The sequence below is a fragment of the Enterobacter sp. ECC_219_Taxon_10 genome, from assembly GCF_058354905.1.
Window position 1 is genome coordinate 4,035,423 of record NZ_CM178005.1, and the last position, 25,946, is coordinate 4,061,368.

Sequence of the window (25,946 nt, forward strand, 5' to 3'; positions counted from 1 at the left end):
GCTTATTCGCCTTTTTTCGCCGCCTGGATGTAAAGCATTTCCAGCGCCAGGGTCGCCGCGGCCAGCGCGGTGATCTCGGACTGGTCGTAGGCTGGTGCCACTTCCACCACGTCCATACCGACGATGTTCAGATCCTTCAGGCCGCGCACCAGCTTGATGGCGCGATCGGACGTCAGGCCGCCGATGACCGGCGTACCGGTGCCAGGTGCAAACGCCGGATCCAGACAGTCGATATCGAAAGTCAGGTAAACAGGCATGTCGCCGACGATCTGCTTCACCTGCGCCAGAATATCGTCCACGCCGCGATCGTTAACCTGGCCCGCGTCCAGCACGGTGAAGCCGTTGTCTTTGTCAAACTCGGTGCGGATGCCGATCTGCACCGAGTGGTTTGGGTCGATCAGACCTTCGTTCGGCGCGGTGAAGAACATGGTGCCGTGGTCGAACTCGCAGCCGTTCGCGTAGGTGTCGGTATGCGCATCAAAATGCACCAGCGCCATTTTACCGAAGTGCTTCGCGTGGGCGCGCAGCAGCGGCAGGGTCACGAAGTGGTCACCGCCAAAGGAGAGCATGCGCTTGCCGGCGGCCAGCAGTTTTTCAGCATGGGCCTGCAGCTTTTCGCTCATTTCACGCGCGTCGCCAAAGGCGTACACCAGGTCACCGCAGTCCACCACGTTCAGGCGCTCGCGCATGTCGAAGTTCCACGGGAAGCGGTTGTGCTCCCAGGCCAGGTTAGTGGAAACCTGACGGATCGCCGCCGGGCCGTGACGACCACCCGCGCGGCCAGAGGTCGCCATATCGAACGGTACGCCGGTGATTACCCAGTCAGCGTCACTGTCGTACGGCTGGAAGTTCATCGGAAGACGTAAAAAACCAAACGCGTTAGATACCAGAGAGTTATCGTACTGATGACCTAAAGTGCTCATGTCCTGACCTCGTTTAAAGTCGATGCGTTAAAAACAGATGAAAAAAAATCCCCTCCGCGTCGTTAAACCCGACGAGGAAGGGATTGATTCGTAAATCGCTTATTGGGACGAATTATCGCCGGTAATGCATACGGGTTCAAGTGAGTATAGGGCATAGTGTGGTCTTTGCCCCTCACCCTAACCCTCTCCCCTTTGGGGAGAGGGAAATTGAACACCCTCTCCCCTTTGGGGAGAGGGCTGGGGTGAGGGGAAAGGCGGATGCCTTACTCGTCTTCCAAATACGTGTACCCGTAAAGACCCGCTTCAAACTCTTCCAGGAACTGCTGCTGGAGCGCGTCGTCCAGACCAGTGTTTTTCACCTGATCGCGGAACTGGGTAAGCAGGGTTTTCGGATCCAGCTGAACGTATTCAAGCATGTCCGCCACGGTATCCCCTTCGTCGGACAGCTCAACTTCCACGCTGCCGTCAGGGAATACAAACACGTCAACCGCTTCGGTATCGCCGAACAGGTTGTGCATGTTGCCGAGGATCTCCTGATACGCCCCGACCATAAAGAAGCCCAGCATCGGCGGGTTCTCCGGATCGTACTCCGGCATTGGCATCGTCGTTGCGATACCGTCGCCGTCAACGTAGTGGTCGATAGCGCCGTCGGAGTCACAGGTGATGTCCAGCAGCACGGCACGACGTTCCGGCGCGTGGTTCAGCCCTTCCAGCGGCAGAACCGGGAACAGCTGGTCGATACCCCAGGCATCCGGCATCGACTGGAACAGGGAGAAGTTGACGTAAATCTTATCCGCCATACGCTCCTGCAGCTCGTCGATAATCGGACGGTGCGCGCGGTTGCTCGGATCGAGCTGTTTCTGCACCTCATGGCACATGTTCAGGTAGAGCTGCTCCGCCCACGCGCGCTCCTGCAGGCTGAAGGTGCCTGAAGAATAACCCACGTGAATATCGTGCAGATCCATCTGGCTGTCATGCAGCCATTCGCGCAGGGAACGGCGCGTGCCCGGCTCATGCATCTCCTGCCAGGTTTCCCACATGCTTTGCAGGGAGCGAGGGGCATCATCCTGCGGAGGCGTCGCTTCGGTGATTTCGCTGCGCTCAACGCCAATGATGTTAGACACCAGCACCGTATGGTGGGCGGTGACCGCGCGGCCAGATTCGGTGATCACCGTCGGGTGCGGCAGGCCGTGCTCTTCACAGGCATCGCCAATCGCCCAGATGATGTTGTTGGCATATTCGTTCAGGCCGTAGTTCACCGAGCAGTCAGACTGCGAGCGGGTCCCTTCGTAGTCCACGCCCAGGCCGCCGCCCACGTCGAAGCACTGAATATTTACGCCAAGCTTGTGCAGCTCAACGTAGAAACGGGCCGATTCACGCACGCCGGTGGCGATGTCGCGAATATTGGCCATCTGCGAGCCGAGGTGGAAGTGCAGCAGTTGAATGCTGTCCAGACGACCGCGCTCGCGCAGAATTTCCACCAGCTGCAGCACCTGGTTCGCCGCCAGACCGAACTTGGATTTTTCACCGCCGGAGGACTGCCATTTACCGGAACCCTGCGACGCCAGACGCGCACGCACGCCAAGGCGCGGGATGACGTTCAGACGTTCGGCCTCTTCCAGCACGATGGCAATTTCGGTCATCTTTTCGATAACCAGATAGACCTTGTGGCCCATCTTCTCGCCAATCAGCGCCAGACGAATGTATTCACGGTCTTTGTAGCCGTTACAGACGATCACCGAACGGGTCATTCCCGCGTGCGCCAGAACCGCCATCAGTTCCGCTTTGGAACCGGCTTCCAGACCCAGCGGCTCGCCGGAGTGGATCAGGGATTCAATGACGCGGCGGTGCTGGTTTACCTTGATCGGGTAAACCAGAAAGTAGTCGCCTTTATAGCCGTAGGATTCACGCGCGCGCTTGAACGCGGCGTTAATGGAACGCAGGCGATGTTGCAGGATCTGCGGGAAGCAGAACAGTGCAGGCAAACGCTGGCCCTGTGCTTCGCGGGCTTTCACCAGTTTGGCGAGGTCCACGCGCGCTTCAGGGACGTCCGGATCAGGGCAGACGCTGATGTGGCCCAGTTCATTGACGTCGTAGTAGTTATTGCCCCACCAGGCAATATTGTAAGTGCGCAGCATCTTGCTGGCTTCCTGGGAGCTCATCGCAACCTCCTGCATAGAACGTAGTACACCCTGTTCGCCCGCTGACGAAGGCGAAAAAGAAGACATGTCGTCAGACATAGCGAACCTCAACTCTTTGTATTAAGTGTAAAACAGTTGACTACTATCGCAGCGTTGTACGGCGATAACAACCCATAAACGGCTCCGTTTCCCAGCAGAGTATGCTGAAAACCAGACCGTGCGACCGGTTTCTTATTCATATCATTGTAAAACACGTATCCGAACTCTGTATGACAAGGTTCGGCGAAACCACGAGAAAACTCTTGTATTAACAAGAGCGCCCTTGTTCAGTTTTCACAAAGCGTGACCGGCCCTGGAATCCTGAGAAGCGCCGAGATGGGTATAACATCGGCAGGTTTGCAGACTAGAAATGCGGGTTGCGGGAATCAATTGCGCGCCAGAACGGCAGCGCTGAATTAGCGGAAAACGATGGTTCATTATCTCGTATCACCTCCACGGCCGCCTCTGCTGAAACGGACCCCAAGCCAAAGCTAAAAGTTCACTGCTTAACCCGGCTGGAAGTGGCGACACGATGAGGTCATCGAGCGCTTTTTTTGTATGAGCCGCGCGCCGCGTTTTATACCGAGAAGGGGGCTAAAAAGCAAAACAAAAATGCGCGGGTTGCCAGCGCCGTCAGGAAAAATTTCCAGCAGACATTTCAACGCAGTGAGAGATGAATCAAAAAAAACTGGAAATCGGGCGAAGAAGTGACCTAAAATAGCCATCCAGATGTTAATCCATCTATACTGATTAACACTCATACTGCCAGTGTCAAAAACCTGCAGGCCTTGGTAGAATTATCTCCTTTGGCTATTCCACACAGCAGCTTGAGCTAACCAAATTCCTCTTAGGTGAAATAAAACATGGCAAAACACCTGTTTACGTCCGAGTCCGTATCAGAAGGACATCCTGATAAAATTGCTGACCAAATCTCCGATGCGGTGCTGGATGCGATCCTGGCGCAGGATCCTAAAGCGCGCGTAGCGTGCGAAACCTATGTCAAAACCGGCATGGTTCTGGTTGGCGGTGAGATCACCACCAGCGCATGGGTTGATATCGAAGAGATCACCCGTAACACGGTGCGTGAGATCGGCTATGTGCATTCTGATATGGGCTTTGATGCCAACTCCTGCGCGGTACTGAGCGCGATTGGCAAACAGTCTCCAGACATCAACCAGGGCGTTGACCGTGCCGATCCGCTGGAACAGGGCGCGGGCGACCAGGGCCTGATGTTCGGTTATGCAACCAACGAAACCGACGTGCTGATGCCGGCGCCTGTGACCTACGCACACCGTCTGGTGCAGCGTCAGGCTGAAGTGCGTAAAAACGGCACCCTGCCGTGGCTGCGACCGGATGCGAAAAGCCAGGTAACCTTCCAGTACGACGACGGCAAAATTGTCGGCATCGATGCGGTGGTACTGTCTACTCAGCATGCCGAAGATATCGATCAGAAATCCCTGCAGGAAGCAGTGATGGAAGAGATCATCAAGCCGGTTCTGCCGACCGAATGGCTGAGCTCCGCGACCAAATTCTTCATCAACCCAACCGGACGCTTCGTTATCGGCGGCCCAATGGGCGACTGCGGCCTGACCGGTCGTAAAATCATCGTTGATACCTACGGCGGCATGGCGCGTCACGGCGGCGGTGCGTTCTCCGGTAAAGACCCTTCTAAAGTTGACCGTTCTGCTGCGTACGCAGCACGTTATGTGGCGAAAAACATCGTTGCTGCCGGCCTGGCCGACCGCTGTGAGATCCAGGTTTCCTACGCCATCGGCGTGGCTGAGCCAACCTCCATCATGGTTGAAACTTTCGGTACCGAGAAAGTGCCTTCAGAACAGCTGACCCTGCTGGTACGCGAGTTCTTCGACCTGCGTCCATACGGCCTGATTCAGATGCTGGATCTGCTGCACCCAATCTATCAGGAAACCGCGGCATACGGTCACTTTGGTCGTGAACATTTCCCATGGGAAAAAACCGACAAAGCCGCTCTGCTGCGTGAAGCTGCCGGTCTGAAATAATCGACTGACGCGCGCTTTAGACAGGCCAGCCTTTGTGCTGGCCTTTTTTATATCGGGTGCCTGCTAAAAGCCGCACGACTGGAACCGATTACACCGCACCGAATATATCCTGCTTTCAGAATATTCTCTTTGCATGATCGCCTTTCTTCTGCTGTTACATTTCCTTTCAGTTAAGTCTGAAATGTATTCTTTCGCGATGCATATCACCTCATTTACCTCTATATTTTCAAAGCTTTAATTTTATTTACGGTTACAGGTTAGTGTAACCGATTACACCAATGTGATTAATCTCACATCTTTTTATGGGTCGCTCACCTACCCTAAACATCAATAAAACTGATAACCCAACTGGAGGGCATAATGCCTGACAATAAAAAACAGGGGCGTACGTCCAACAAGGCGATGACATTCTTCGTCTGCTTCCTCGCCGCCCTGGCAGGATTACTCTTTGGCCTGGATATCGGCGTCATTGCCGGCGCTCTTCCCTTCATCGCAGACGAATTCCAGATTAACGCGCATACCCAGGAATGGGTGGTCAGCTCCATGATGTTCGGTGCGGCCGTTGGGGCCGTCGGCAGCGGCTGGCTCTCCTTCAAGCTCGGACGTAAAAAGAGCCTCATGATCGGTGCGATCCTCTTCGTCGCCGGTTCCCTCTTCTCTGCAGCCGCCCCTAACGTTGAAGTGCTTATCCTTTCCCGCGTGCTGCTGGGCCTGGCCGTGGGCGTAGCGTCATACACCGCCCCGCTCTACCTCTCTGAAATTGCGCCGGAGAAAATCCGCGGCAGCATGATTTCCATGTACCAGCTGATGATCACCATCGGTATTCTTGGTGCTTACCTGTCCGATACCGCGTTCAGCTACAGCGGCGCATGGCGCTGGATGCTCGGCGTGATCATCATTCCGGCCATTCTGCTGCTGATTGGCGTCTTCTTCCTGCCGGACAGCCCGCGCTGGTTCGCCGCCAAACGCCGCTTCGTCGATGCCGAACGCGTGCTGCTTCGCCTGCGCGATACCAGCGCTGAAGCGAAAAATGAGCTGGAAGAGATCCGCGAAAGCCTGAAGGTAAAACAGTCCGGCTGGGCGCTGTTTAAAGAGAACAGCAACTTCCGCCGTGCAGTGTTCCTCGGCGTGCTGCTGCAGGTGATGCAGCAGTTCACCGGGATGAACGTCATCATGTACTACGCGCCAAAAATCTTTGAGCTGGCGGGATACACCAACACCACCGAGCAGATGTGGGGCACCGTTATTGTCGGCCTGACCAACGTGCTGGCGACCTTTATCGCCATCGGCCTGGTGGATCGCTGGGGGCGTAAGCCTACTCTGACGCTGGGCTTCCTGGTCATGGCGATCGGCATGGGCGTGCTGGGCACCATGATGCATGTGGGCATTCACTCTCCAACCGCCCAGTACTTCGCGGTAGGGATGCTGCTGATGTTTATCGTCGGGTTTGCGATGAGCGCCGGCCCGCTGATTTGGGTGCTGTGCTCGGAGATCCAGCCGCTGAAAGGGCGTGACTTTGGTATCACCTGCTCTACCGCGACCAACTGGATTGCCAATATGATCGTCGGCGCGACGTTCCTGACCATGCTCAACACCTTGGGCAATGCGAACACCTTCTGGGTCTACGCCGGTCTGAATATCTTCTTTATTGTTCTGACTATCTGGCTGGTTCCAGAAACTAAGCACGTTTCACTGGAACACATTGAACGTAACCTGATGAAAGGTCGTCCGCTGCGCGAAATCGGCGCACACGACTGATCCTCATTGCGGGAGGCGCCTCTTGCGCCTCCCCGCTTCCCGCTTTATGCTCTGCCCCTATGAAAGCTCCCCGTCTCCCCATTGCCATTCAGCAAGCCGTTATGCGCAGCCTGCGGGAAAAACTCGCTCAGGCGAATCTGAAGCTCGGCCGCAACTATCCTGAACCGAAGCTGGTCTATCAGCAGCGCGGTACCGCGGCAGGCACCGCCTGGCTGGAATCATACGAGATTCGCCTTAACCCGGTGCTGATGATGGAGAACCAGCAGGCGTTTATTGAAGAAGTGGTACCGCACGAGCTGGCGCACCTTCTGGTGTGGAAGCACTTTGGCCGCGTCGCGCCCCACGGAAAAGAGTGGAAGTGGATGATGGAGGCGGTGCTTGGAGTTCCGGCGCGCCGCACCCATCAGTTCGAGCTGGAATCGGTGCGCCGCAATACCTTCCCCTACCGCTGCCAGTGCCAGCAGCACCAGCTTACCGTCCGCCGCCATAATCGCGTGGTGCGCGGTGAAGCGACCTACCGCTGCGTCAAATGCGGCGAACCGCTGGTCGCGGAGTAATCGCCTGAACTTTCAGGAACTTTCCTGATCTGACTGATTGCATACGGGAACAACATTCGTTACGTTGCGGGCTCGTTTTGACACGGAGTGTAAGATGTCCCGTAATTTCTCTCTCGCGGTCGCTTTTCTGACGACGGCGCTTTCCGGCCAGGTAATGGCCGACGGTATCAACAGTTTTTCCCAGGCCAAGGCAGCAGGCGTGAAGGTGAACGCCGATGTGCCGGGCGATTTCTACTGCGGCTGCAAAATTAACTGGCAGGGCAAAAAAGGGGTCGTTGACCTTGAGTCATGCGGCTATAAGGTGCGTAAAAACGAAAACCGCGCCAGCCGCATCGAATGGGAGCATGTCGTTCCGGCCTGGCAGTTTGGCCACCAGCGCCAGTGCTGGCAGGACGGCGGACGTAAAAACTGCGCCAAAGATCCGGTATATCGCCAGATGGAAAGCGATATGCATAACCTGCAACCTGCGGTTGGTGAAGTGAACGGCGACCGCGGTAACTTTATGTACAGCCAGTGGAACGGTGGCGAAGGCCAGTACGGCCAGTGCGGCATGAAGGTGGATTTTAAAGAGAAAGTCGCCGAGCCCCCTGCCCGCGCGCGCGGCAGCATCGCCCGCACCTACTTCTATATGCGTGACCGTTATGACCTCAACCTTTCCCGCCAGCAGACGCAGCTGTTCAACGCCTGGGACAAGCAGTATCCGGTGACGGAATGGGAATGCCAGCGCGACGAACGCATTGCCAGAGTCCAGGGGAATCATAACCCGTACGTCCAGCGGGCTTGCCAGGCGCAAAAGAGCTAACCTACACTACGGCAATTCGCTTATATCGCATGACATATGGAATTTTTGACTATGCGCATTCCCCGCATTTACCACCCTGAACTGATTACCGCAGGCCGCGAAATCGCCCTGTCTGACGACGCCGCTAACCACGTTGGCCGCGTGCTGCGCATGGGGGCTGGCCAGGCAATACAACTGTTCGATGGCTCTAATCAGGTTTTCGACGCGGAAATCACGCGGGCGGATAAAAAAAGCGTGCATGTAAATGTCTTGCGCGGTGAAGTGGACGACCGTGAATCGCCGCTGCACATCCACCTTGGGCAGGTGATGTCGCGCGGGGAAAAGATGGAGTTCACCATTCAAAAATCCATTGAGCTGGGCGTAAGCCTCATTACGCCACTTTTTTCCGAGCGCTGTGGCGTTAAACTGGATGCTGAACGTCTGAATAAAAAGATCCAGCAGTGGCAGAAAATTGCCATTGCGGCCTGCGAACAGAGCGGCCGCAACCGAATCCCGGAGATCCGCCCGGCAATGGATCTGGAGGACTGGTGTGCAGAAGAAGAGAGCGGGCTGAAGCTCAATCTTCATCCGCGCGCCAGTGCCAGCATCAATACGCTGCCGATGCCCGTCGAGCGCGTTCGGCTGCTGATTGGCCCCGAAGGTGGGCTGTCGGCGGACGAAATTGCGATGACGGCGCGCTACCAGTTTACTGATATTCTGTTGGGACCTCGCGTTCTGCGCACTGAGACAACGGCACTCACGGCCATCACCGCGCTACAGGTGCGGTTTGGCGACCTGGGTTGAAGTATTAACGGAGAAGAACATGATAAAGCTCGGCATCGTGATGGATCCCATCGCAAACATTAACATCAAAAAAGATTCCAGCTTCGCTATGCTGCTGGAAGCGCAGCGTCGCGGCTATGAGCTCCACTATATGGAGATGAACGATCTTTACCTGATCAACGGTGAAGCCCGCGCGCGTACCCGCATCGTTAACGTCGAGCAGAACTACGACAAATGGTACGAGTTTGGCACCGAGCAGGACATTGCCCTGGCCGACCTCAACGTGATCCTGATGCGTAAAGATCCGCCGTTCGATACCGAATATATCTACTCCACCTACATCCTTGAGCGTGCCGAAGAGAAAGGGACGCTTATCGTCAACAAGCCGCAGAGCCTGCGCGACTGCAACGAGAAGCTCTACACCGCCTGGTTCTCTGACCTGACGCCGGAAACGCTGGTGACCCGCAGCAAAGCGCAGCTGAAAGAGTTCTGGCAGAAGCACGGCGACATCATCATGAAGCCGCTGGACGGCATGGGCGGCGCATCTATCTTCCGCGTGAAGGAAGGCGATCCGAACATCGGCGTGATTGCCGAAACGCTGACCGAACTGGGTACCCGTTACTGCATGGCGCAGAACTATCTGCCTGCCATTAAAGATGGCGACAAACGCGTGCTGGTTGTAGACGGCGAGCCGGTGCCTTACTGCCTCGCGCGTATTCCGCAGGGTGGCGAAACCCGCGGTAACCTGGCGGCCGGTGGTCGTGGTGAACCCCGTCCGCTGACCGAAAGCGACTGGGAAATTGCCCGCCGCGTCGGCCCTACGCTGAAAGCCAAAGGCCTGATCTTCGTTGGCCTGGATATCATCGGCGATCGCCTGACTGAAGTGAACGTCACCAGCCCAACCTGCATTCGCGAAATCGAAGCGGAGTTCCCGATCTCGATCACCGGAATGCTGATGGACGCGATCGAAAAACGTTTACAGAAATAATCTGTGACAGCGCCCAGGTTTATCCCCATACTGGGCGCTGTCGCTTTTTAAACCAGGAAACAGTACCTCTGACAATGAATTTACAGCATCACTTTCTTATTGCCATGCCTGCTCTCCAGGATCCGATTTTCCGCCGCGCCGTGGTTTATATTTGCGAATACAACGAAGACGGTGCGATGGGGATTATTATCAACAAGCCGCTGGAAAACCTGCAGGTTGAAGGAATTCTGGACAAGCTGAAAATCTCGGCTGAAGAGCGCCTGCCGGAAATTCGGCTTGATAAACCGGTGATGCTGGGTGGACCCCTTGCAGAAGATCGCGGCTTTATTCTGCATACCCCGCCGGTTTTCTCGTCCAGCATTCGCATCTCCGACAACACCGTGATCACGACCTCGCGCGACGTACTTGAAACGCTGGGTACCGCAGAGCAGCCTTCTGAGGTGCTGGTGGCGCTGGGCTATTCGTCGTGGGAAAAAGGCCAGCTTGAGCAAGAGATCCTCGATAACGCCTGGCTTACCGCACCTGCGGACATGAATATTCTGTTTAAAACCCCGATAGCCGATCGCTGGCGTGACGCGGCAAAGCTGATTGGCATTGATATTCTGACCATGCCAGGCGTAGCGGGGCACGCCTGATGAGCGGAACACTTCTGGCCTTCGATTTTGGCACCAAAAGCATTGGCGTTGCCGTGGGTCAGCGCATCACCGGTACCGCGCGTCCGCTCACGGCCCTGAAGGCCAACGACGGCACGCCAGACTGGAATCTTATCGAACGTCTGCTCAAAGAGTGGCAGCCGGATGACGTTATCGTTGGGCTGCCGCTGAACATGGACGGCACGGAACAGCCGCTGACCGCCCGGGCGCGTAAGTTCGCTAATAAAATCCATGGCCGCTTTGGCGTCTCCGTGAAGCTTCACGACGAGCGTCTCAGCACCGTCGAAGCGCGTGCAGGCCTGTTTGAGCACGGTGGCTTCCGGGCGCTCAACAAGGGCAGCGTGGACTCCGCTTCAGCCGTCATCATCCTCGAAAGCTATTTCGAACAGGGCTTTTAAACGAAGGGGGCTACAGCCGCCCCTGTGCCCGTCTCTCCGCCAGGCTCTGGTCAAAGTTCTGCATTCCTGCCTGCTGGCCGGTTTGAATAATGCCGGGCAGCTGCCACGTTTTTCCTTCACGAATAAGATTGGCCGCCGCTGCGGTGTTCACCAGCAGTTCATACAACGCGACGCGCCCGCCCTGCAGATCGGGGAGCAGCTTTTGCGCCAGCACCGCCCGCAGGCTGCCAGCCAGCTGGTTACGCACCGGATCTTTCTCCTGCGCCGGGAACGTATCGACCAGCCGTTCAATTGCCTGCGATGCCCCGCGAGTGTGGAGCGTCGCCAGCACCAGATGCCCGGTCTCCGCCGCCGTCAGCGCCAGGCGGATTGTTTCGCTGTCGCGCAGCTCACCCAGTAAAATAACGTCCGGGTCCTCGCGTAATGCACTGCGCAGCGCCTCCGCAAATGATGGACTGTGCTGGCCTATCTCCCGCTGCTGAATCAGGCAACGTTCACTCTGGTACATAAACTCCACCGGATCTTCGAGCGTGAGGATGTGGCCGTCAGTATGGCGGTTGAGAAAATCGACCATTGCGGCCAGCGTGGTGGATTTGCCGCTGCCGGTCGCTCCCGTTACCAGAACCAACCCGTTGTCGCTGGACAAGAGTTCGGGAATGGCCCGTGGCACACCCAGCGCGGAAAGCTGCGGACAGGTGCGCGGCAACAGCCGCAGGGTGACGGATATCCCCTTCATCTGCTTAAACGCGCTCCCGCGCAGACGCTGGTCTTCCGCCACCGTCACGGCAAAATCGACCTGCCCGTTTGCCCACCAGGTTCCCTGCTGCTCGTCGTTGAGCCAGGCTTTCAACAACGCCCCGACATCAGGCGGCGGAAACGGCGCCGGTTCAAGGCGGCCTAATCTGCGCCAACGGGGTGGCGAATCACTGCACAGGTGTAGATCGGAGACGTTATGCTTTACACTAAGGGCCACAATTTCTTCCACATCCATAGACTACTCCTCGGAAAATGAACGACATTGCGCATAACCTGGCACAGGTTCGGGACAAAATCTCAGCCGCAGCAACGCGTTGCGGCCGTGCTTCAGAAGAAATTACGCTACTTGCAGTCAGCAAAACAAAGCCTGCGAGCGCCATCGCAGAAGCCATTGCGGCAGGCCAGCGGGCGTTTGGCGAAAACTACGTGCAGGAAGGCGTGGATAAAATTCGCTACTTCCAGGAGCAGGGTACTTCTGATCTGCAGTGGCACTTTATTGGCCCACTGCAGTCGAACAAGAGCCGTCTGGTGGCAGAGCACTTCGACTGGTGCCATACCGTTGACCGTCTGCGTATTGCCACACGCCTGAGCGACCAGCGCCCGGCAGAGATGCCTGCGCTTAACGTGCTGATTCAGATCAACATCAGTGATGAAAACAGCAAGTCCGGCATCGCCCTGAGCGAGCTGGATGCGCTGGCCGCAGAGGTGGCCGCCCTGCCTCGCTTAACCCTGCGCGGGCTGATGGCAATTCCGGCGCCTGAGTCAAGTTATGAAAGGCAGTTTGCCGTGGCACAGCAAATGGCTGTAGCATTTGAGGCGCTTAAAGCGCGCTATGAAACGGTAGACACGCTTTCACTGGGCATGTCGGATGATATGGAAGCCGCCATCGCGGCAGGCAGCACTATGGTGCGCATCGGCACAGCCGTTTTCGGTGCGCGCGACTACACCAAATAATAAGGAAACCTGAGGAACGCCATGAAGACGTTGACTTTCCTGCTCTCAACGGTCATTGAGCTGTATACGATGGCGCTTTTGCTACGCGTCTGGATGCAGTGGGCCCGCTGTGACTTTTACAATCCGTTCTCCCAGTTTGTCGTGAAAATTACGCAACCTGTCGTCGGACCGCTGCGCCGTATTATCCCGGCAATGGGGCCCATCGATAGCGCTTCGCTGCTGGTGGCGTTTATTCTGAGCGTGATCAAAGCCATCGTGCTGTTTATGGTCATCACCTTCCAGCCGATTATCTGGATTGCCGCCGTCCTGATTCTGATCAAAACCGTCGGTCTGCTGATCTTCTGGGTGCTGTTGGTTATGGCGATCATGAGCTGGGTGAGCCAGGGCCGTAGCCCGGTAGAGTACGCCTTGATTCAGCTGGCCGAGCCGCTGCTACGTCCGATCCGCAACCTGCTTCCGTCTATGGGCGGCATCGACTTCTCCCCGATGATTCTGGTTCTGCTGCTCTATGTGATCAACATGGGGATCGCCGAGCTGCTTCAGTCTACGGGCGACATGCTGCTGCCGGGGCTGTGGATGGCGCTATGAGTGCAGTAAGCACCTGCGCTGACGGGCTGGTTTTGCGGCTGTATATTCAGCCGAAAGCCAGCCGTGACAGTATTGTCGGGCTGCATGGCGACGAGTTAAAGGTCGCCATCACCGCCCCGCCGGTTGACGGCCAGGCGAACGCGCATCTGACCAAATATCTGGCAAAACAGTTTCGCGTCGCCAAAAGCCAGGTCATCATTGAAAAAGGTGAACTTGGGCGACATAAACAGGTAAAAATCCTTAATCCGCAATCTATCCCGACGGAAGTCGCGGCTCTGACAGAACAGGACTAAACCATGCAGAAAGTTGTTCTCGCGACCGGTAATGCCGGTAAAGTGCGCGAGCTGGCCTCGCTATTAAATGATTTTGGGCTGGACGTAGTGGCTCAGACCGAGCTGGGCGTGGAGTCCGCCGAAGAGACGGGGCTGACGTTTATCGAAAACGCGATCCTGAAAGCGCGCCATGCCGCGCAGGTCACCGGCCTGCCCGCGATTGCCGACGACTCCGGTCTGGCCGTCGATTTCCTCGGCGGCGCGCCGGGAATTTACTCCGCACGCTATTCCGGCGTGGACGCCACCGACCAGCAGAATCTGGAAAAGCTGCTTGTCGCCCTGAAAGACGTACCGGACGAACAGCGCACCGCGCAGTTCCACTGCGTACTGGTCTATATGCGCCACGCGGAAGACCCGACGCCTATTGTCTGCCACGGCAGCTGGCCGGGCGTGATTACCCGTGAAGCGGCTGGCAACGGCGGCTTTGGCTACGACCCGATTTTCTTTGTCCCGACCGAGGGCAAAACCGCCGCGGAACTGACCCGCGAAGAGAAAAGCGCGATATCCCACCGTGGACGCGCGCTGAAACTGTTACTGGAAGCACTGCGTAATGGCTAATTTGCCGCCTCTGAGTCTTTATATTCACATCCCGTGGTGCGTGCAGAAATGCCCGTACTGCGATTTCAACTCGCACGCGCTAAAGGGCGAAGTGCCGCACGATGACTACGTTGCGCATCTGCTGGCCGACCTGGACGCCGATGTACCTTACGCACAGGGACGTGAAGTTAAGACCATTTTCATTGGTGGCGGTACGCCGAGCCTGCTGTCAGGCCCGGCGATGCAGACGCTGCTGGACGGCGTGCGTGCGCGTCTGAACCTGGCGGCTGATGCGGAAATTACGATGGAAGCCAACCCCGGCACCGTTGAAGCCGACCGTTTTGTCGACTATCAGCGCGCGGGGGTGAACCGCATCTCCATCGGCGTGCAGAGCTTTAGCGAACCAAAGCTAAAACGTCTGGGGCGCATTCACGGCCCGGAAGAGGCAAAGCGCGCGGCAAACCTGGCGACCGGGCTTAATCTTCGCAGTTTTAACCTCGATTTGATGCATGGCCTGCCGGATCAGTCTCTGGAAGAGGCGCTGGACGACCTGCGCCAGGCGATCGAACTGAACCCGCCGCATCTGTCGTGGTACCAGCTCACCATCGAGCCTAACACCCTGTTTGGCTCGCGCCCGCCGGTGCTGCCGGACGACGACGCGCTGTGGGATATCTTCGAGCAGGGTCACAGGCTTCTGACCGCTGCGGGCTATCAGCAGTACGAAACGTCCGCGTACGCGAAGCCGGGCTACCAGTGTCAGCACAATCTGAACTACTGGCGCTTTGGCGACTATCTGGGGATTGGCTGCGGCGCGCACGGCAAGGTGACCTTCCCGGACGGACGTATTCTGCGCACGGCTAAAACCCGCCACCCGCGCGGGTATATGGAAGGCCGCTACCTGGAGCGTCAGCACGACGTCGAAGCGGCGGATAAGCCGTTTGAGTTCTTTATGAACCGCTTCCGCCTGCTGGAAGCCGCCCCGCGCGCGGAGTTTGCGCTGTACACCGGGCTGCCGGAGTCGGTGATCCGCCCGCAGATCGACGAGGCGCTGGCGCAGGGGTATCTCACCGAGAGCGAGGAATACTGGCAGATCACCGAACACGGCAAACTGTTCTTAAACTCTCTTCTTGAGCTGTTCCTCACCGAAGATTCCTGAAGGCTGATTCAGGATTTTGCATCCCGTTCTGGCGGCTGAGGGAAAGGCTGGCAGAGTGTGGGGATGGAAATTACTCGTTCTTATGCAAAACAGCTCAGACGTGAGCTGACAAAAGAAGAAAGGCGGCTTTGGTATCTACTGCGCAGCCGCCGTTTCGAAAATTATAAATTTCGTCGACAGCATCCGGTAGGTAATTACATTCTGGATTTCGCCTGCTGCGCGGCTCGTCTGGCTGTTGAGCTGGATGGCGGGCAACATGATGAGAATCAGGAATACGATCGTCAAAGGACGCTCTGGCTAAATCGAAAGGGCTGGTACGTCATTCGTTTCTGGAACAACGAACTCTGGGATAACGAAGAGGCGGTGTTAGAAAAGATCCTTGAAACACTGCAAATGCTGCAACCCTCACCCCGGCCCTCTCCCTGAAAGGGAGAGGGAGCAAACCATCCCCTCGCCCCTTTGGGGAGAGGGTTAGGGTGAGGGGTGAAGTAAATTACTTCAGCGTCCCCACCAGCGCCTTCCGGCTGTCTTCCAGCGACACCACGCGTTTACACACGTCTTTGCCGAACTGCTGGAAATCATTTTCCTGGTTCTTCCACTCGTTCTGAATCGAGGTCTGCAAACCGCCCAGGCTGCCCAGCACGCCCTGCAGCGGGTTACCGCCGCCTTTCAGCACGGCTTTCGCCCCCATCTCATTGATGCTGTCCTGCAGGATGCCGCCCATCGCCTGATTCACCAGCTGCTGCCCGTCAGCGCGGACCTGATCGATCGCCTTGTAGTGGAACGTCAGACCGTCGGTGCGCGTCTCGATAATGCGGTTCATCTGCTCTTTAAGCTGCTTATCGAGCTTCGTCAGGCGGGTGCGCATGTTGCTGCTCTCCCCCACCTCTTTGGTGATGATTTTATCCAGCGCCACCCGGCTTTTCTCAACGCGCGTCAGCGCGCCTTCATTAATCCACGGCAGCGCGGTACGCAAATCGGCCTGGTAGTCTTTCGCCTGCTCGCGCTGTGCGGCAGTCAGGGTGTACTGTTTGCCGTTAAAGGTGACGTTCCCTTCCGGCGTAATCACCAGATTGCCGTTTTCGCCTTTGACCTGCACGGTTTGCGGGCTTAACACCACGTCATCACGCGGGGTGACGCTACATTGATAATCCGCATGGGCGGTGAATCCGGTTGCCATCAAAGCAACAGCCAGCAACGTTTTGCGCATCTTAAACACTCCCTCAGACAAAATGGGCCAGCTAATGCTGGCCCCTTACTGCTTTATTAGTCCCACCAAACGTCGAAAAGTTCGCTGATGCGAACATCTTCCAGCTTGTGGTCCTCAAGCCATTTACGTACCAGCGCCTGATGTTCTTCGGTGCATTTACCCACTTCCTGGGTGCAGATCAGACCTTCCCATGCCAGGTAACCGCTACCGTCGAAGGCCAGCTTGTTTGGCTCAATCACGTCATTGATGAACGCGTCAACGTCCTGATCGATCTGTTCTACACTGGTGCCTTCCGGGAAACGCCACGCAACGGAGAAGCCCACTTCCTGGAATTCTTCGATGTGCATCTTTTTACGCAGACGACGGCTACGATTCTTTGCCATTATTTCACCCTCTCGAACATTAAGTCCCATACACCGTGACCAAGACGATGGCCACGCTGTTCAAATTTCGTTACCGGACGCGAGTCCGGACGCGGTACATAGTCGCTGCTCGCAGACTGGTTTTTATACCCATCCAGCGATGACATCACTTCCAGCATATGTTCCGCATAAGGTTCCCAGTCGGTCGCCATATGGAAGACACCGCCCAGTTTGAGCTTGCTTTTTACCAGCTCAGCAAACGGTGCCTGAACGATACGGCGTTTATTATGACGTGCTTTGTGCCACGGGTCAGGGAAAAAGAGCTGAACCATGGTTAAAGAATTGTCAGGAATCATTTTATGCAGCACTTCCACCGCGTCGTGACACATGACGCGCAGGTTCTCAACGCCCTCTTCATGGGCGGTTGCGAGACAGGCGCCCACGCCCGGAGAGTGCACCTCAATACCGAGGAAGTTCTGCTCAGGACGCGCCTTCGCCATGGTCACCAGCGAGGCGCCCATCCCAAAGCCGATCTCCAGCGTGACGGGCGCGTCGCGACCAAACAGCTCGGCAAAGTCCAGAGGCTGCTCGCTGAACTCAACGCCCATCACCGGCCAGTAGTTGTCCAGCGCGTGTTGCTGACCTTTTGTCAGGCGGCCCTGACGACGGACAAAGCTGCGAATACGGCGCAGCGGGCGACCGTTTTCATCAAATTCCGGTGAAATGACGTCGTTTTTCATAAAAGAGTTGTCTGCTTGTGAGAATGTTCGGGAAACGGGCATTATCCAAAGTTAAGGCTTCTATGCAAGCATGGGAAAGATCCGGTTTACAGCAGATTGACGCTGTGCTGCAATCTGCGTCCCTGATTATGCGAATCGATGACCATGCAAGCCTCTCAATTTTCAGCCCAGGTGCTGGACTGGTACGACAAATACGGGCGTAAAACCCTGCCCTGGCAAATTGAAAAAACGCCGTACAAAGTATGGCTCTCCGAGGTGATGTTGCAACAAACGCAGGTCGCCACGGTGATCCCTTACTTCGAGCGTTTTATGTCGCGCTTCCCGACGGTGACCGATCTGGCCAACGCCCCGCTGGACGAGGTGCTGCACCTGTGGACCGGTCTTGGCTATTACGCCCGGGCGCGTAACCTGCACAAGGCCGCACAGCAGGTCGCGACGCGCCACAACGGCAAATTCCCGGAAACCTTCGACGAGGTGGCGGACTTACCCGGCGTCGGGCGTTCAACCGCGGGCGCCATTCTCTCCCTGTCTTTAGGCAAGCATTTCCCGATCCTCGACGGCAACGTGAAGCGCGTGCTGGCCCGCTGTTATGCCGTCGACGGCTGGCCGGGTAAGAAGGACGTTGAGAAACGTCTTTGGGAAATAAGTGAAGCGGTCACCCCGGCCAACGGCGTCGAGCGTTTCAACCAGGCGATGATGGATCTCGGCGCAATGGTCTGCACGCGTTCAAAACCTAAGTGTGAACTCTGCCCGGTAAACAACCTCTGCGTGGCCTACGCCAACCATTCATGGGCGCAGTATCCGGGTAAGAAACCCAAACAGACGCTGCCGGAGCGCACGGGCTATATGCTGCTGATGCAGCACGGCGACGACGTGTTCCTTGCCCAGCGTCCGCCGAGCGGTCTGTGGGGTGGTCTATACTGCTTCCCACAGTTTGAAAATGAAGACTTGCTGCGTGAGTGGCTTCAAAAGCGCAGGATTGCTGCCGATAACCTGACGCAGCTGACCGCGTTTCGCCATACCTTCAGCCATTTCCATCTGGATATTGTCCCGATGTGGCTTCCCGTGTCCTCATTCACCTCGTGCATGGATGAAGGCACCGCTCTCTGGTATAACTTAGCGCAACCGCCATCAGTCGGGCTGGCGGCTCCCGTGGAGCGCCTGTTACAGCAATTACGTACCGGTGCAATGGTTTAGCATCGACAAGAAAAAGAGGAATACGTATGGCCAGAACGATTTTTTGTACTTTCCTGCAGCGAGACGCTGAAGGCCAGGATTTCCAGCTTTATCCGGGGGATCTGGGCAAGCGCATCTATAACGAGATCTCCAAAGAAGCCTGGGGACAGTGGCAGAAAAAGCAGACCATGCTGATCAACGAGAAAAAGCTCAGCATGATGAACCCGGAGCACCGCAAGCTGCTGGAGCAGGAGATGGTGAGCTTCCTGTTCGAAGGTAAAGACGTGCACATCGAAGGCTATACGCCGCCGGAAAAATAACAGCGTGCGGGTGAACCCCGCCGTTAAAGCAAACACAACACGCACTCCCGGAATGATGAAAAAACTTTTAGCGCTAGCCCTTGTTGCGCCGTTGCTGGTCTCGTGTTCGTCCAAAAAAGGCGATGATTACAACGAAGCCTGGGTCAAGGACACCAACGGTTTTGACATTTTGATGGGGCAGTTTGCCCACAACATCGAGAATATATGGGGATTTAACGAAGTTCTTATTGCCGGACCGAAGGACTACGTTAAGTACACCGACGCCTATCTGACCCGTAGCCACATCAACTTTGATGAGGGTACGATCACCATTGAAACCATCGCAGGCACCGACCCTGCGGCACGGCTGCGTCAGGCGATCGTCAAAACCCTGCTGATGGGTGACGATCCGGGATCTATCGATCTCTACTCCGATGCCGACGACATCACCATCTCAAAAGAGCCGTTCCTGTACGGTCAGGTAGTTGACCAGACCGGACAGCCGATCCGCTGGGAAGGCCGCGCCACGAAATTTGCCGACTACCTGCTGCAGACGCGCCTGAAGAGCCGCTCTAACGGCCTGAAGATCATCTACAGCGTCACCATCAACCTTGTCCCGAACCACCTCGACAAGCGTGCGCACAAGTACCTTGGCATGGTGCGTCAGGCATCGCGTAAGTACGGCGTGGATGAGTCGCTGATCCTGGCGATTATGCAGACCGAATCGTCGTTCAACCCCTACGCGGTGAGCCGTTCGGACGCGCTGGGGCTGATGCAGGTTGTGCAGCACAGCGCCGGTAAAGACGTCTTCCGCTCGCAGGGGAAATCCGGCACGCCGAGCCGCAGTTACCTGTTCGACCCGCAGAGCAACATTGATACCGGGACCGCCTACCTGGCGATGCTGAACAATGTTTACCTTGGCGGCATCGATAACCCGACGTCGCGTCGCTATGCGGTGATTACAGCCTACAACGGCGGCGCGGGCAGCGTGCTGCGCGTCTTCTCGAACGACAAAGTGCAGGCCGCAAACATCATCAACAGCATGGCACCGGGGGATGTCTACTCAACCCTCACCACTCGCCACCCGTCTGCGGAATCCCGCCGCTATCTGTATAAGGTGAATACGGCGCAGAAGAACTATCGTCGCCGCTAGAAACTCCCCCTTCACCCTAACCCTCTCCCCAAAGGGGAGAGGGAACTTGAACCCCCTCTCCCCTTTGGGGAGAGGGCAGGGTGAGGGGAATAAACCGCACCCATCCCCCACCCATACGAAAACGTTATTTGCATCACAATCCAAACTGCAAATTAATGTGGATTGCATTTTTTTGCGGGAGGTAACAAAACATATCGTTGCCAACTGATAGAATTGCATCAAATAACAACCCTGAATGTTCCAAAAACAACATATCTCCCGCTCACTTGTGAGGAAAGTAACATGAACCTTAAGCTGCAGCTTAAAATATTGTCGTTTCTGCAGTTCTGCCTGTGGGGTAGCTGGCTGACTACACTCGGCTCCTATATGTTTGTGACGCTCAAGTTCGACGGTGCGTCAATCGGTGCCGTATACAGCTCGCTGGGTATTGCGGCTGTCTTTATGCCAACGCTGCTCGGTATCGTGGCGGATAAATGGTTAAGCGCGAAGTGGCTGTACATGCTTTGCCATCTGGTGGGTGCGGGGACGCTGTTTATGGCGGCCGAAGTGACCACGCCGGGGGCGATGTTTATGGTGATCCTGCTTAACTCGCTGGCCTATATGCCAACGCTTGGGCTGATCAACACCATCTCCTACTACCGCCTGAAATCTGCCGGCCTGGATATCGTCACCGATTTCCCGCCTATCCGCATCTGGGGCACCATCGGCTTTATCATGGCGATGTGGGGCGTGAGCTTCGCGGGCTTTGAACTGAGCCATATGCAGCTCTACATCGGTGCAGCGCTCTCCGTGCTACTGGCGATCTTCACCCTGACGCTGCCAACCATTCCAGTTTCTAACCAGCAAAAAAACCAGAGCTGGAGCACCATGCTCGGCCTGGACGCGTTCGCGCTGTTCAAAAACAAACGCATGGCGATCTTCTTTATCTTCTCCATGCTGCTGGGCGCAGAGCTGCAAATCACCAACATGTTCGGCAACACCTTCCTGCACAGCTTCGATAACGATCCTCTGTTTGCCGGGAGCTTTATCGTCGAGCACGCGTCGGTAATGATGTCCATCTCGCAGATCTCCGAGACGCTGTTTATTCTGACCATCCCGTTCTTCCTGAGCCGCTACGGCATCAAAAACGTCATGCTGATCAGTATCGCCGCATGGATGCTGCGCTTCGGCCTGTTCGCCTACGGTGACCCTAGCGCGTTCGGCACCGTACTGCTGGTGCTGTCGATGATTGTTTACGGATGCGCCTTCGACTTCTTCAACATCTCCGGTTCGGTGTTTGTGGAAAAAGAGGTGAAGCCTGAAATCCGCGCCAGCGCGCAGGGCATGTTCCTGATGATGACCAACGGCTTCGGCTGTATTCTGGGCGGCGTAGTGAGCGGTAAAGTGGTGGAGATGTACACCACCAACGGCATTACCGACTGGCAGCCTGTGTGGCTGATCTTCGCCGCGTACTCGCTGGTGCTGTTCTTCGCGTTCATCGCGCTGTTCAAGTACAAGCACGTGCGTGAACCGCACGGTGCGCAGCCGATCGCGCATTGATTGTTGTGCCCGGTGGCGGCTTCGCTTACCGGGCCTGCAAAACCAGACCGTAGGCCGGGTAAGGCGAAGCTGCCACCCGGCTATTTTATTGCAGACAACACCCACCCCACCGACAGCAAATCCGCGCTGCCGCCCGGGCTCAGATTGCGTTCAATCAATGCCTTATCCATCTTAAGCAACGCCTCGCGATCCCAGCCGTTTGCCAGCAGTTCCCGCGCATAGCCCTGAACGTAGCGCAGCCCCTCAATGCCGCCGCGCGAAACGAGGTTGCTGTCCTGATTTATCGCCATCAGGCGTAACAGCAGGCCGTGAAGCGACTGTCCGTTCCACTGCGCCAGCGCCCTACACGCCGTTGCAAAGCCGCTTTCGGCCTCACCGCGCGCGCCGGTTAAGCCGTACTGCTGAAACTGCCGCTCGCCCGCCGTCGCCCGTCCGCTGCGCGCGGCCAGCTCCCGCGACACCATCCCACGGCAGATGTTACTTACCTCACAGCAGAGGCTGTCTGCCGAGATATTTTTCACACGTCCGGCGGCGAAGCACAGTAAACCCAGGGCAAAAATCCCGCCCTTGTGGGTGTTTACTCCGTTCGTCGCAGCATACATCGCCTGCTCGCAGGCCATCCCCATCGGGCGGAGGATCCGTAGCTGCTCGCCAGCAGGTTTATCCGCATGCGAGTTGCCCAGCTCGGCAAAGCGCGAAAACCACGGCGCAATCGCCGCAATGCTGCGGACGAACAACGCGTGGTCCATATCGCGATGGGAGCCGTTATTGAGCTTGTCCACCAGCCCCGGCTTGGGCGTCAGCTCCAGCTCCTGCCACAGCGCCGCTTCGGCAAGCGCGGGCACGTCAGCCGGGCGCGGTTTAGTCGCGAGCAAACCAGTCATCTATCATCTTCTCCACGCGGGAAACCACCTGCTCAACGGGGTGATTGCGCGAACGAGAGCAGGCGTGGGCGGGCTCGTCGCAGATGAGGCAGCGCCTGAGATTTGCCCCCAGCGACTGACGCCCGACGTGGCCGTGCTGAGGACAGATCACGTCCAGATCCCACAGCCTGCCGAGCGGGTGCATCTGCTCCAGCTCCGCACAGTGCGCTTTGATTTCCGTCGCCGGATGGGCCACGCACCACAGGGCTTCTGGCCCGGTCGGGAGCCACAGCACCTGGCGGTCCAGCAGCTGCCAGCGGTTCTCCCATAGCAGCTGGTCGCACATCTGCAGTGCCACGCCCATGGTATTGCGATAGCGCAGGCTGTCTTTAATTTCCCCCGGCGTGACCAGCGTGAGGGAAATCACCGGCTGTTGATAGTGCGTGAGCCAGTCAGCCTGACGGGCTGCGCGGCGCTCTTTCGCCGCCAGCAGTTCGTCCAGGCTGACACCCGTCCGCACGGGTGTCGCAATGGTCATATTCACTCCTTTACCTGTCGAACAGTGTCGATCACGCTGCCGTCGCGGTAGCGGATCACCCCGACGATTTTGTCGGTAAACTCAATCGGTTTCGGTACGCCGGTCAGGGAAATCGCCCGCTCGTAGAGCGCGCTGATGTCCACAACCTTCAGCCCGGCGTCCAGCAGCCGCTCGCGGATCTCCGGGCGCGCCGGGTTGACCGCAATACCGTGATCGGTGACCAGCACGTCGATGCTCTCACCCGGCGTGAGGCGCGTGGTGACCCGCTTCACGACCGTCGGAATGCGGCTGCGCAGCAGCGGCGCGACGACGATGGTCAGGTTCGCCGCGGCGGCCACGTCGCAGTGCCCGCCAGACGCGCCGCGCATCACCCCGTCGGAGCCGGTGATGACGTTAACGTTGAAATCGACGTCAATTTCGAGGGCACTGAGGATCACCACGTCGAGCTGGTCGCAGCTTGCCGCCTTGCTGCCGGGGTTGGCGTAGACGTTGGTGGAGATCTCCACGTGGTTCGGGTTGCGCGCCAGCGAGGCCGCCGCCTGGCCGTCAAAGCACTGGGTATCGAGCAGCTTTTCAATGAGCCCCTTCTCGTGCAGATCCACCAGGCTGCCGGTGATGCCGCCGAGCGCAAAGCGCGCCTTCACGCCGCTGCGCTCCATCTTCTCTTCCATAAAGCGGGTGCAGGCGGTCGCCGCCGCGCCGGAGCCGGTCTGCATCGAGAAGCCCGGTTTGAAGTAGCCGGAGTGTTCAATCACGTCCGCCGCATAGCGAGCGATCATCAGCTCGCGGGGGTTGCTGGTGACGCGCGCCGCGCCGACGCTGATTTTCGCCGGGTCGCCCACGCTCTCTACCTGCACGATGTAGTCCACCTGGTCCTGCACCAGGCTGGCAGGCATATTGGGGAACGGCACCAGTTCTTCGGTGAGCAGTACCACCCTGCGGGCAAAGTGCGCGTCCACCATCGCGTAGCCCAGGGACCCGCAGCACGATTTGCCGTGCGTGCCGTTGGCGTTGCCAAACTCATCGCTGCACGGGACGCCGAGAAACGCTACGTCTATATTCAGCTCGCCGTCCTGGAGCAGCTTCACGCGCCCGCCGTGGGAGTGAATCTGCACCGGCTCGTCCATCAGCCCGTGGGAGATGGCGTCCGCCAGCCTGCCGCGCATGCCTGAGGTGTAAATTCGGGTGATGACGCCGCTTTCGATATGTTCGATCAGCGCGTCGTTGCAGGTCATCAGGGAGCTGGAGGCCAGCGTCAGGTTTTTAAAGCCCATTCGCGCCAGCAGCGCCACGACGGTGTTTATCACCCGGTCGCCTTCGCGAAACGCGTGGTGGAAGGAGATGGTCATCCCGTCCTGCAGGCCGCTGCGCTTAACCGCCTCTTCAATGGAGGCGCAAAGCTTGCGGCCGTGCTTCGCGTCGCTGTCCGCCAGCCAGGGCGTAGCGCTGTGGGCGGTATCAAAGGGTTTTAAGTCCCGCAAATGGGGGAAATTCACGTGGAGAAGTTCTGTCTGATTCATCATCTCATCCTTACCGACGCACGCCGGAGGCCGCCGCGCGCTCCAGCACCACCTGCGCGTGGTTAATAATCGGTGCATCCACCATTTTGCCGTTGAGCGACACCACGCCCAGGCCGTTACGCTCGCCCTCTTCTGCCGCCTCAATCACCCTTTTGGCGTGATCCACCTCTTCCTGCGTCGGGGCATAGGCGTTGTGCAGCAGATCAATCTGGCGCGGATTAATCAGCGATTTGCCGTTAAAGCCCATCTTGCGGATCAGATCCACCTCGCGCAGGAACCCGGCCTCGTCGTTAACGTCTGACCACACCACGTCGAAGGCGTCGATGCCCGCGGCGCGGGCGGCGTGCAGCACAGCGCAGCGGGCGTAGAACAGTTCGGTGCCGTCGCCTCGCTCGGTCTGCATGTCCATCACGTAGTCAAAGGCGGCCAGCGCGATGCCGATTAAGCGCGGAGAGCTACGGGCAATCGCCACGGCGTTGATGACGCCAACGGCCGATTCAATCGCCGCCATCACACGGGTGGAGCCAACCTCACGGCCGCACTCCCGCTCAATGCGCTCAAGATGGCCTTCCAGCTCGTAGATATCGTCCGGGGTGTCGGTTTTCGGCAGGCGGATCACGTCCACGCCCGCCCGCACGGCGGCCTCCAGATCCAGCAGGCCAAACGGCGTGCTGAGCGGGTTAATGCGCACCACGGTTTCGATATCCTGATACATCGGGTGCTGCAGGGCGTGGAACACCAGCATGCGCGCGGTGTCCTTCTCGCGCAGGGCCACGGCATCCTCAAGGTCAAACATGATGGAGTCGGGGCGGTAGATAAAGGCGGTGGAGAGCATGGCGGCGTTGGCGCCCGGCAGGAACAGCATGCTGCGGCGGAGTTTGCTCATTTCAGCGCCCCCCAGTTGATGACCTGCTCGTCGGCAGCGCGCATCAGCGCACTCTGCAGGCGGGCGCGGATCACGCAGTCCAGCGCCCCTTTGTCTTCAATAATGATTAATCCCTGGTGCACGTTCATGGCGCGCAACGTGTCGTTGACCACCTGGCGAATTTGCTCACCGAACTGCTTAATCACTTCACTGTGGATGACTATCTCCAGCTCGCCGTGAGCGGGAGCGATTTTCACCATCAGGTCGCTGGACTCCTGCGTTCCGGCCAGCGCCTCCCTTACAATTTTCATGATAAATT

At 57.5% G+C, this 25,946-nt stretch carries 32 protein-coding genes; 18 read left to right on the forward strand and 14 right to left on the reverse strand.

What is annotated here, in order from left to right:
- Positions 1–2: 2 nt before the first annotated feature.
- The 5 genes from speB to AC4ICF_RS19135 all read right to left on the reverse strand — a co-directional run bounded on the left by speB (position 3) and on the right by AC4ICF_RS19135 (position 3,828).
- Positions 3–923, reverse strand: a complete 921-nt coding sequence (speB, locus tag AC4ICF_RS19115) for an agmatinase (RefSeq protein WP_008499737.1) — start codon at positions 921–923, stop codon at positions 3–5.
- Between the two features lie 263 nt (positions 924–1,186).
- On the reverse strand, positions 1,187–3,163 hold the full coding sequence (gene speA, locus AC4ICF_RS19120; protein WP_116341952.1) for a biosynthetic arginine decarboxylase: 1,977 nt from the start codon (positions 3,161–3,163) through the stop codon (positions 1,187–1,189).
- 8 nt (positions 3,164–3,171) lie between these two features.
- Entirely contained in the window at positions 3,172–3,303 is a 132-nt protein-coding gene (yqgB, locus tag AC4ICF_RS19125) for an acid stress response protein YqgB (protein WP_127312443.1), read from the reverse strand.
- Between the two features lie 94 nt (positions 3,304–3,397).
- On the reverse strand, positions 3,398–3,541 hold the full coding sequence (locus AC4ICF_RS19130) for a hypothetical protein (RefSeq protein ID WP_420094878.1): 144 nt from the start codon (positions 3,539–3,541) through the stop codon (positions 3,398–3,400).
- Between the two features lie 68 nt (positions 3,542–3,609).
- Complete coding sequence (locus AC4ICF_RS19135; RefSeq protein ID WP_162874982.1) at positions 3,610–3,828, reverse strand: hypothetical protein; 219 nt, start codon at positions 3,826–3,828, stop codon at positions 3,610–3,612.
- A 138-nt stretch (positions 3,829–3,966) separates the two neighbouring features.
- Between AC4ICF_RS19135 and metK the strand changes: the two genes are divergently transcribed.
- From metK to ruvX, 8 genes are all read left to right on the forward strand, one after another.
- The gene (metK, locus tag AC4ICF_RS19140) at positions 3,967–5,121 is read left to right on the forward strand and encodes a methionine adenosyltransferase (RefSeq protein ID WP_061097111.1); all 1,155 of its coding nucleotides are present in this window, start codon (positions 3,967–3,969) and stop codon (positions 5,119–5,121) included.
- Between the two features lie 360 nt (positions 5,122–5,481).
- Positions 5,482–6,879 (forward strand): galactose/proton symporter, encoded by a 1,398-nt coding sequence (galP, locus tag AC4ICF_RS19145; RefSeq protein WP_045134809.1) that lies wholly within the window; start codon positions 5,482–5,484, stop codon positions 6,877–6,879.
- A gap of 59 nt (positions 6,880–6,938) precedes the next feature.
- A complete protein-coding gene (locus tag AC4ICF_RS19150) occupies positions 6,939–7,436 on the forward strand; it encodes a SprT family zinc-dependent metalloprotease (RefSeq protein ID WP_003860035.1) in 498 nt (165 codons plus the stop codon).
- Positions 7,437–7,530: 94 nt separating this feature from the next.
- Complete coding sequence (gene endA, locus AC4ICF_RS19155; protein WP_233002833.1) at positions 7,531–8,238, forward strand: deoxyribonuclease I; 708 nt, start codon at positions 7,531–7,533, stop codon at positions 8,236–8,238.
- Between the two features lie 51 nt (positions 8,239–8,289).
- Positions 8,290–9,021: a 16S rRNA (uracil(1498)-N(3))-methyltransferase gene (rsmE, locus tag AC4ICF_RS19160; protein ID WP_316379960.1), complete on the forward strand. Its 732-nt coding sequence runs from the start codon at positions 8,290–8,292 to the stop codon at positions 9,019–9,021.
- A gap of 19 nt (positions 9,022–9,040) precedes the next feature.
- A complete protein-coding gene (gene gshB / locus AC4ICF_RS19165) occupies positions 9,041–9,988 on the forward strand; it encodes a glutathione synthase (RefSeq protein WP_023331278.1) in 948 nt (315 codons plus the stop codon).
- A gap of 74 nt (positions 9,989–10,062) precedes the next feature.
- Complete coding sequence (locus AC4ICF_RS19170; protein ID WP_020883695.1) at positions 10,063–10,623, forward strand: YqgE/AlgH family protein; 561 nt, start codon at positions 10,063–10,065, stop codon at positions 10,621–10,623.
- Positions 10,623–11,039, forward strand: a complete 417-nt coding sequence (gene ruvX / locus AC4ICF_RS19175; protein ID WP_021242076.1) for a Holliday junction resolvase RuvX — start codon at positions 10,623–10,625, stop codon at positions 11,037–11,039. The genes AC4ICF_RS19170 and ruvX overlap by 1 nt, the downstream gene beginning before the upstream one ends.
- Positions 11,040–11,049: 10 nt before the next feature.
- Here the strand turns inward: ruvX and AC4ICF_RS19180 are convergent, their stop codons facing one another.
- Positions 11,050–12,030 (reverse strand): type IV pilus twitching motility protein PilT, encoded by a 981-nt coding sequence (locus AC4ICF_RS19180; RefSeq protein WP_316379959.1) that lies wholly within the window; start codon positions 12,028–12,030, stop codon positions 11,050–11,052.
- Positions 12,031–12,047: 17 nt separating this feature from the next.
- On the opposite strand from AC4ICF_RS19180, the gene AC4ICF_RS19185 reads away from it, so the two are divergent.
- The 6 genes from AC4ICF_RS19185 to AC4ICF_RS19210 all read left to right on the forward strand — a co-directional run bounded on the left by AC4ICF_RS19185 (position 12,048) and on the right by AC4ICF_RS19210 (position 15,788).
- Entirely contained in the window at positions 12,048–12,749 is a 702-nt protein-coding gene (locus AC4ICF_RS19185) for a YggS family pyridoxal phosphate-dependent enzyme (protein WP_116341960.1), read from the forward strand.
- A 21-nt stretch (positions 12,750–12,770) separates the two neighbouring features.
- Positions 12,771–13,337 (forward strand): YggT family protein, encoded by a 567-nt coding sequence (locus tag AC4ICF_RS19190; RefSeq protein WP_116341962.1) that lies wholly within the window; start codon positions 12,771–12,773, stop codon positions 13,335–13,337.
- Entirely contained in the window at positions 13,334–13,630 is a 297-nt protein-coding gene (yggU, locus tag AC4ICF_RS19195; RefSeq protein ID WP_014885193.1) for a DUF167 family protein YggU, read from the forward strand. Before AC4ICF_RS19190 ends, yggU begins: the two co-directional genes overlap by 4 nt.
- 3 nt (positions 13,631–13,633) lie before the next feature.
- On the forward strand, positions 13,634–14,227 hold the full coding sequence (locus tag AC4ICF_RS19200) for an XTP/dITP diphosphatase (RefSeq protein ID WP_010435473.1): 594 nt from the start codon (positions 13,634–13,636) through the stop codon (positions 14,225–14,227).
- Positions 14,220–15,362, forward strand: a complete 1,143-nt coding sequence (hemW, locus tag AC4ICF_RS19205; RefSeq protein WP_116341966.1) for a radical SAM family heme chaperone HemW — start codon at positions 14,220–14,222, stop codon at positions 15,360–15,362. The genes AC4ICF_RS19200 and hemW overlap by 8 nt, the downstream gene beginning before the upstream one ends.
- Before the next feature lie 63 nt (positions 15,363–15,425).
- Complete coding sequence (locus AC4ICF_RS19210) at positions 15,426–15,788, forward strand: endonuclease domain-containing protein (protein ID WP_045308346.1); 363 nt, start codon at positions 15,426–15,428, stop codon at positions 15,786–15,788.
- 67 nt (positions 15,789–15,855) lie between these two features.
- On the opposite strand, the gene AC4ICF_RS19215 is transcribed toward AC4ICF_RS19210, so the two are convergent.
- The 3 genes from AC4ICF_RS19215 to trmB are packed head-to-tail and all read right to left on the reverse strand — an operon-like array spanning position 15,856 to position 17,674.
- Positions 15,856–16,572 carry a YggN family protein gene (locus AC4ICF_RS19215; RefSeq protein ID WP_166712316.1) on the reverse strand — a complete coding sequence of 239 codons (717 nt, stop codon included), beginning with the start codon at positions 16,570–16,572 and terminating at the stop codon, positions 15,856–15,858.
- A 56-nt stretch (positions 16,573–16,628) separates the two neighbouring features.
- The gene (locus AC4ICF_RS19220; protein WP_010435485.1) at positions 16,629–16,955 is read right to left on the reverse strand and encodes a YggL family protein; all 327 of its coding nucleotides are present in this window, start codon (positions 16,953–16,955) and stop codon (positions 16,629–16,631) included.
- Positions 16,955–17,674: a tRNA (guanosine(46)-N7)-methyltransferase TrmB gene (gene trmB, locus AC4ICF_RS19225; RefSeq protein WP_233002828.1), complete on the reverse strand. Its 720-nt coding sequence runs from the start codon at positions 17,672–17,674 to the stop codon at positions 16,955–16,957. Before trmB ends, AC4ICF_RS19220 begins: the two co-directional genes overlap by 1 nt.
- Before the next feature lie 144 nt (positions 17,675–17,818).
- On the opposite strand from trmB, the gene mutY reads away from it, so the two are divergent.
- From mutY to AC4ICF_RS19245, 4 genes are all read left to right on the forward strand, one after another.
- Positions 17,819–18,871, forward strand: coding sequence for an A/G-specific adenine glycosylase (gene mutY / locus AC4ICF_RS19230; RefSeq protein ID WP_316379958.1), 1,053 nt, complete (start codon positions 17,819–17,821; stop codon positions 18,869–18,871).
- A gap of 26 nt (positions 18,872–18,897) precedes the next feature.
- Positions 18,898–19,170, forward strand: coding sequence for an oxidative damage protection protein (locus AC4ICF_RS19235; RefSeq protein ID WP_023309138.1), 273 nt, complete (start codon positions 18,898–18,900; stop codon positions 19,168–19,170).
- Positions 19,171–19,225: 55 nt separating this feature from the next.
- Positions 19,226–20,302: a membrane-bound lytic murein transglycosylase MltC gene (gene mltC, locus AC4ICF_RS19240; RefSeq protein ID WP_045260773.1), complete on the forward strand. Its 1,077-nt coding sequence runs from the start codon at positions 19,226–19,228 to the stop codon at positions 20,300–20,302.
- Positions 20,303–20,584: 282 nt separating this feature from the next.
- Positions 20,585–21,841, forward strand: a complete 1,257-nt coding sequence (locus tag AC4ICF_RS19245; RefSeq protein WP_116341974.1) for a nucleoside permease — start codon at positions 20,585–20,587, stop codon at positions 21,839–21,841.
- Between the two features lie 80 nt (positions 21,842–21,921).
- On the opposite strand, the gene citG is transcribed toward AC4ICF_RS19245, so the two are convergent.
- The 5 genes from citG to citD are packed head-to-tail and all read right to left on the reverse strand — an operon-like array spanning position 21,922 to position 25,938.
- On the reverse strand, positions 21,922–22,725 hold the full coding sequence (gene citG / locus AC4ICF_RS19250; RefSeq protein WP_316379957.1) for a triphosphoribosyl-dephospho-CoA synthase CitG: 804 nt from the start codon (positions 22,723–22,725) through the stop codon (positions 21,922–21,924).
- Positions 22,703–23,242 carry a citrate lyase holo-[acyl-carrier protein] synthase gene (gene citX, locus AC4ICF_RS19255; RefSeq protein WP_316379956.1) on the reverse strand — a complete coding sequence of 180 codons (540 nt, stop codon included), beginning with the start codon at positions 23,240–23,242 and terminating at the stop codon, positions 22,703–22,705. Before citX ends, citG begins: the two co-directional genes overlap by 23 nt.
- A 2-nt stretch (positions 23,243–23,244) precedes the next feature.
- Positions 23,245–24,762 (reverse strand): citrate lyase subunit alpha, encoded by a 1,518-nt coding sequence (gene citF / locus AC4ICF_RS19260; protein WP_233002880.1) that lies wholly within the window; start codon positions 24,760–24,762, stop codon positions 23,245–23,247.
- Between the two features lie 10 nt (positions 24,763–24,772).
- The gene (gene citE / locus AC4ICF_RS19265) at positions 24,773–25,648 is read right to left on the reverse strand and encodes a citrate (pro-3S)-lyase subunit beta (protein WP_316379955.1); all 876 of its coding nucleotides are present in this window, start codon (positions 25,646–25,648) and stop codon (positions 24,773–24,775) included.
- Positions 25,645–25,938 carry a citrate lyase acyl carrier protein gene (gene citD, locus AC4ICF_RS19270; protein WP_116341984.1) on the reverse strand — a complete coding sequence of 98 codons (294 nt, stop codon included), beginning with the start codon at positions 25,936–25,938 and terminating at the stop codon, positions 25,645–25,647. Before citD ends, citE begins: the two co-directional genes overlap by 4 nt.
- Positions 25,939–25,946 lie beyond the last annotated feature (8 nt).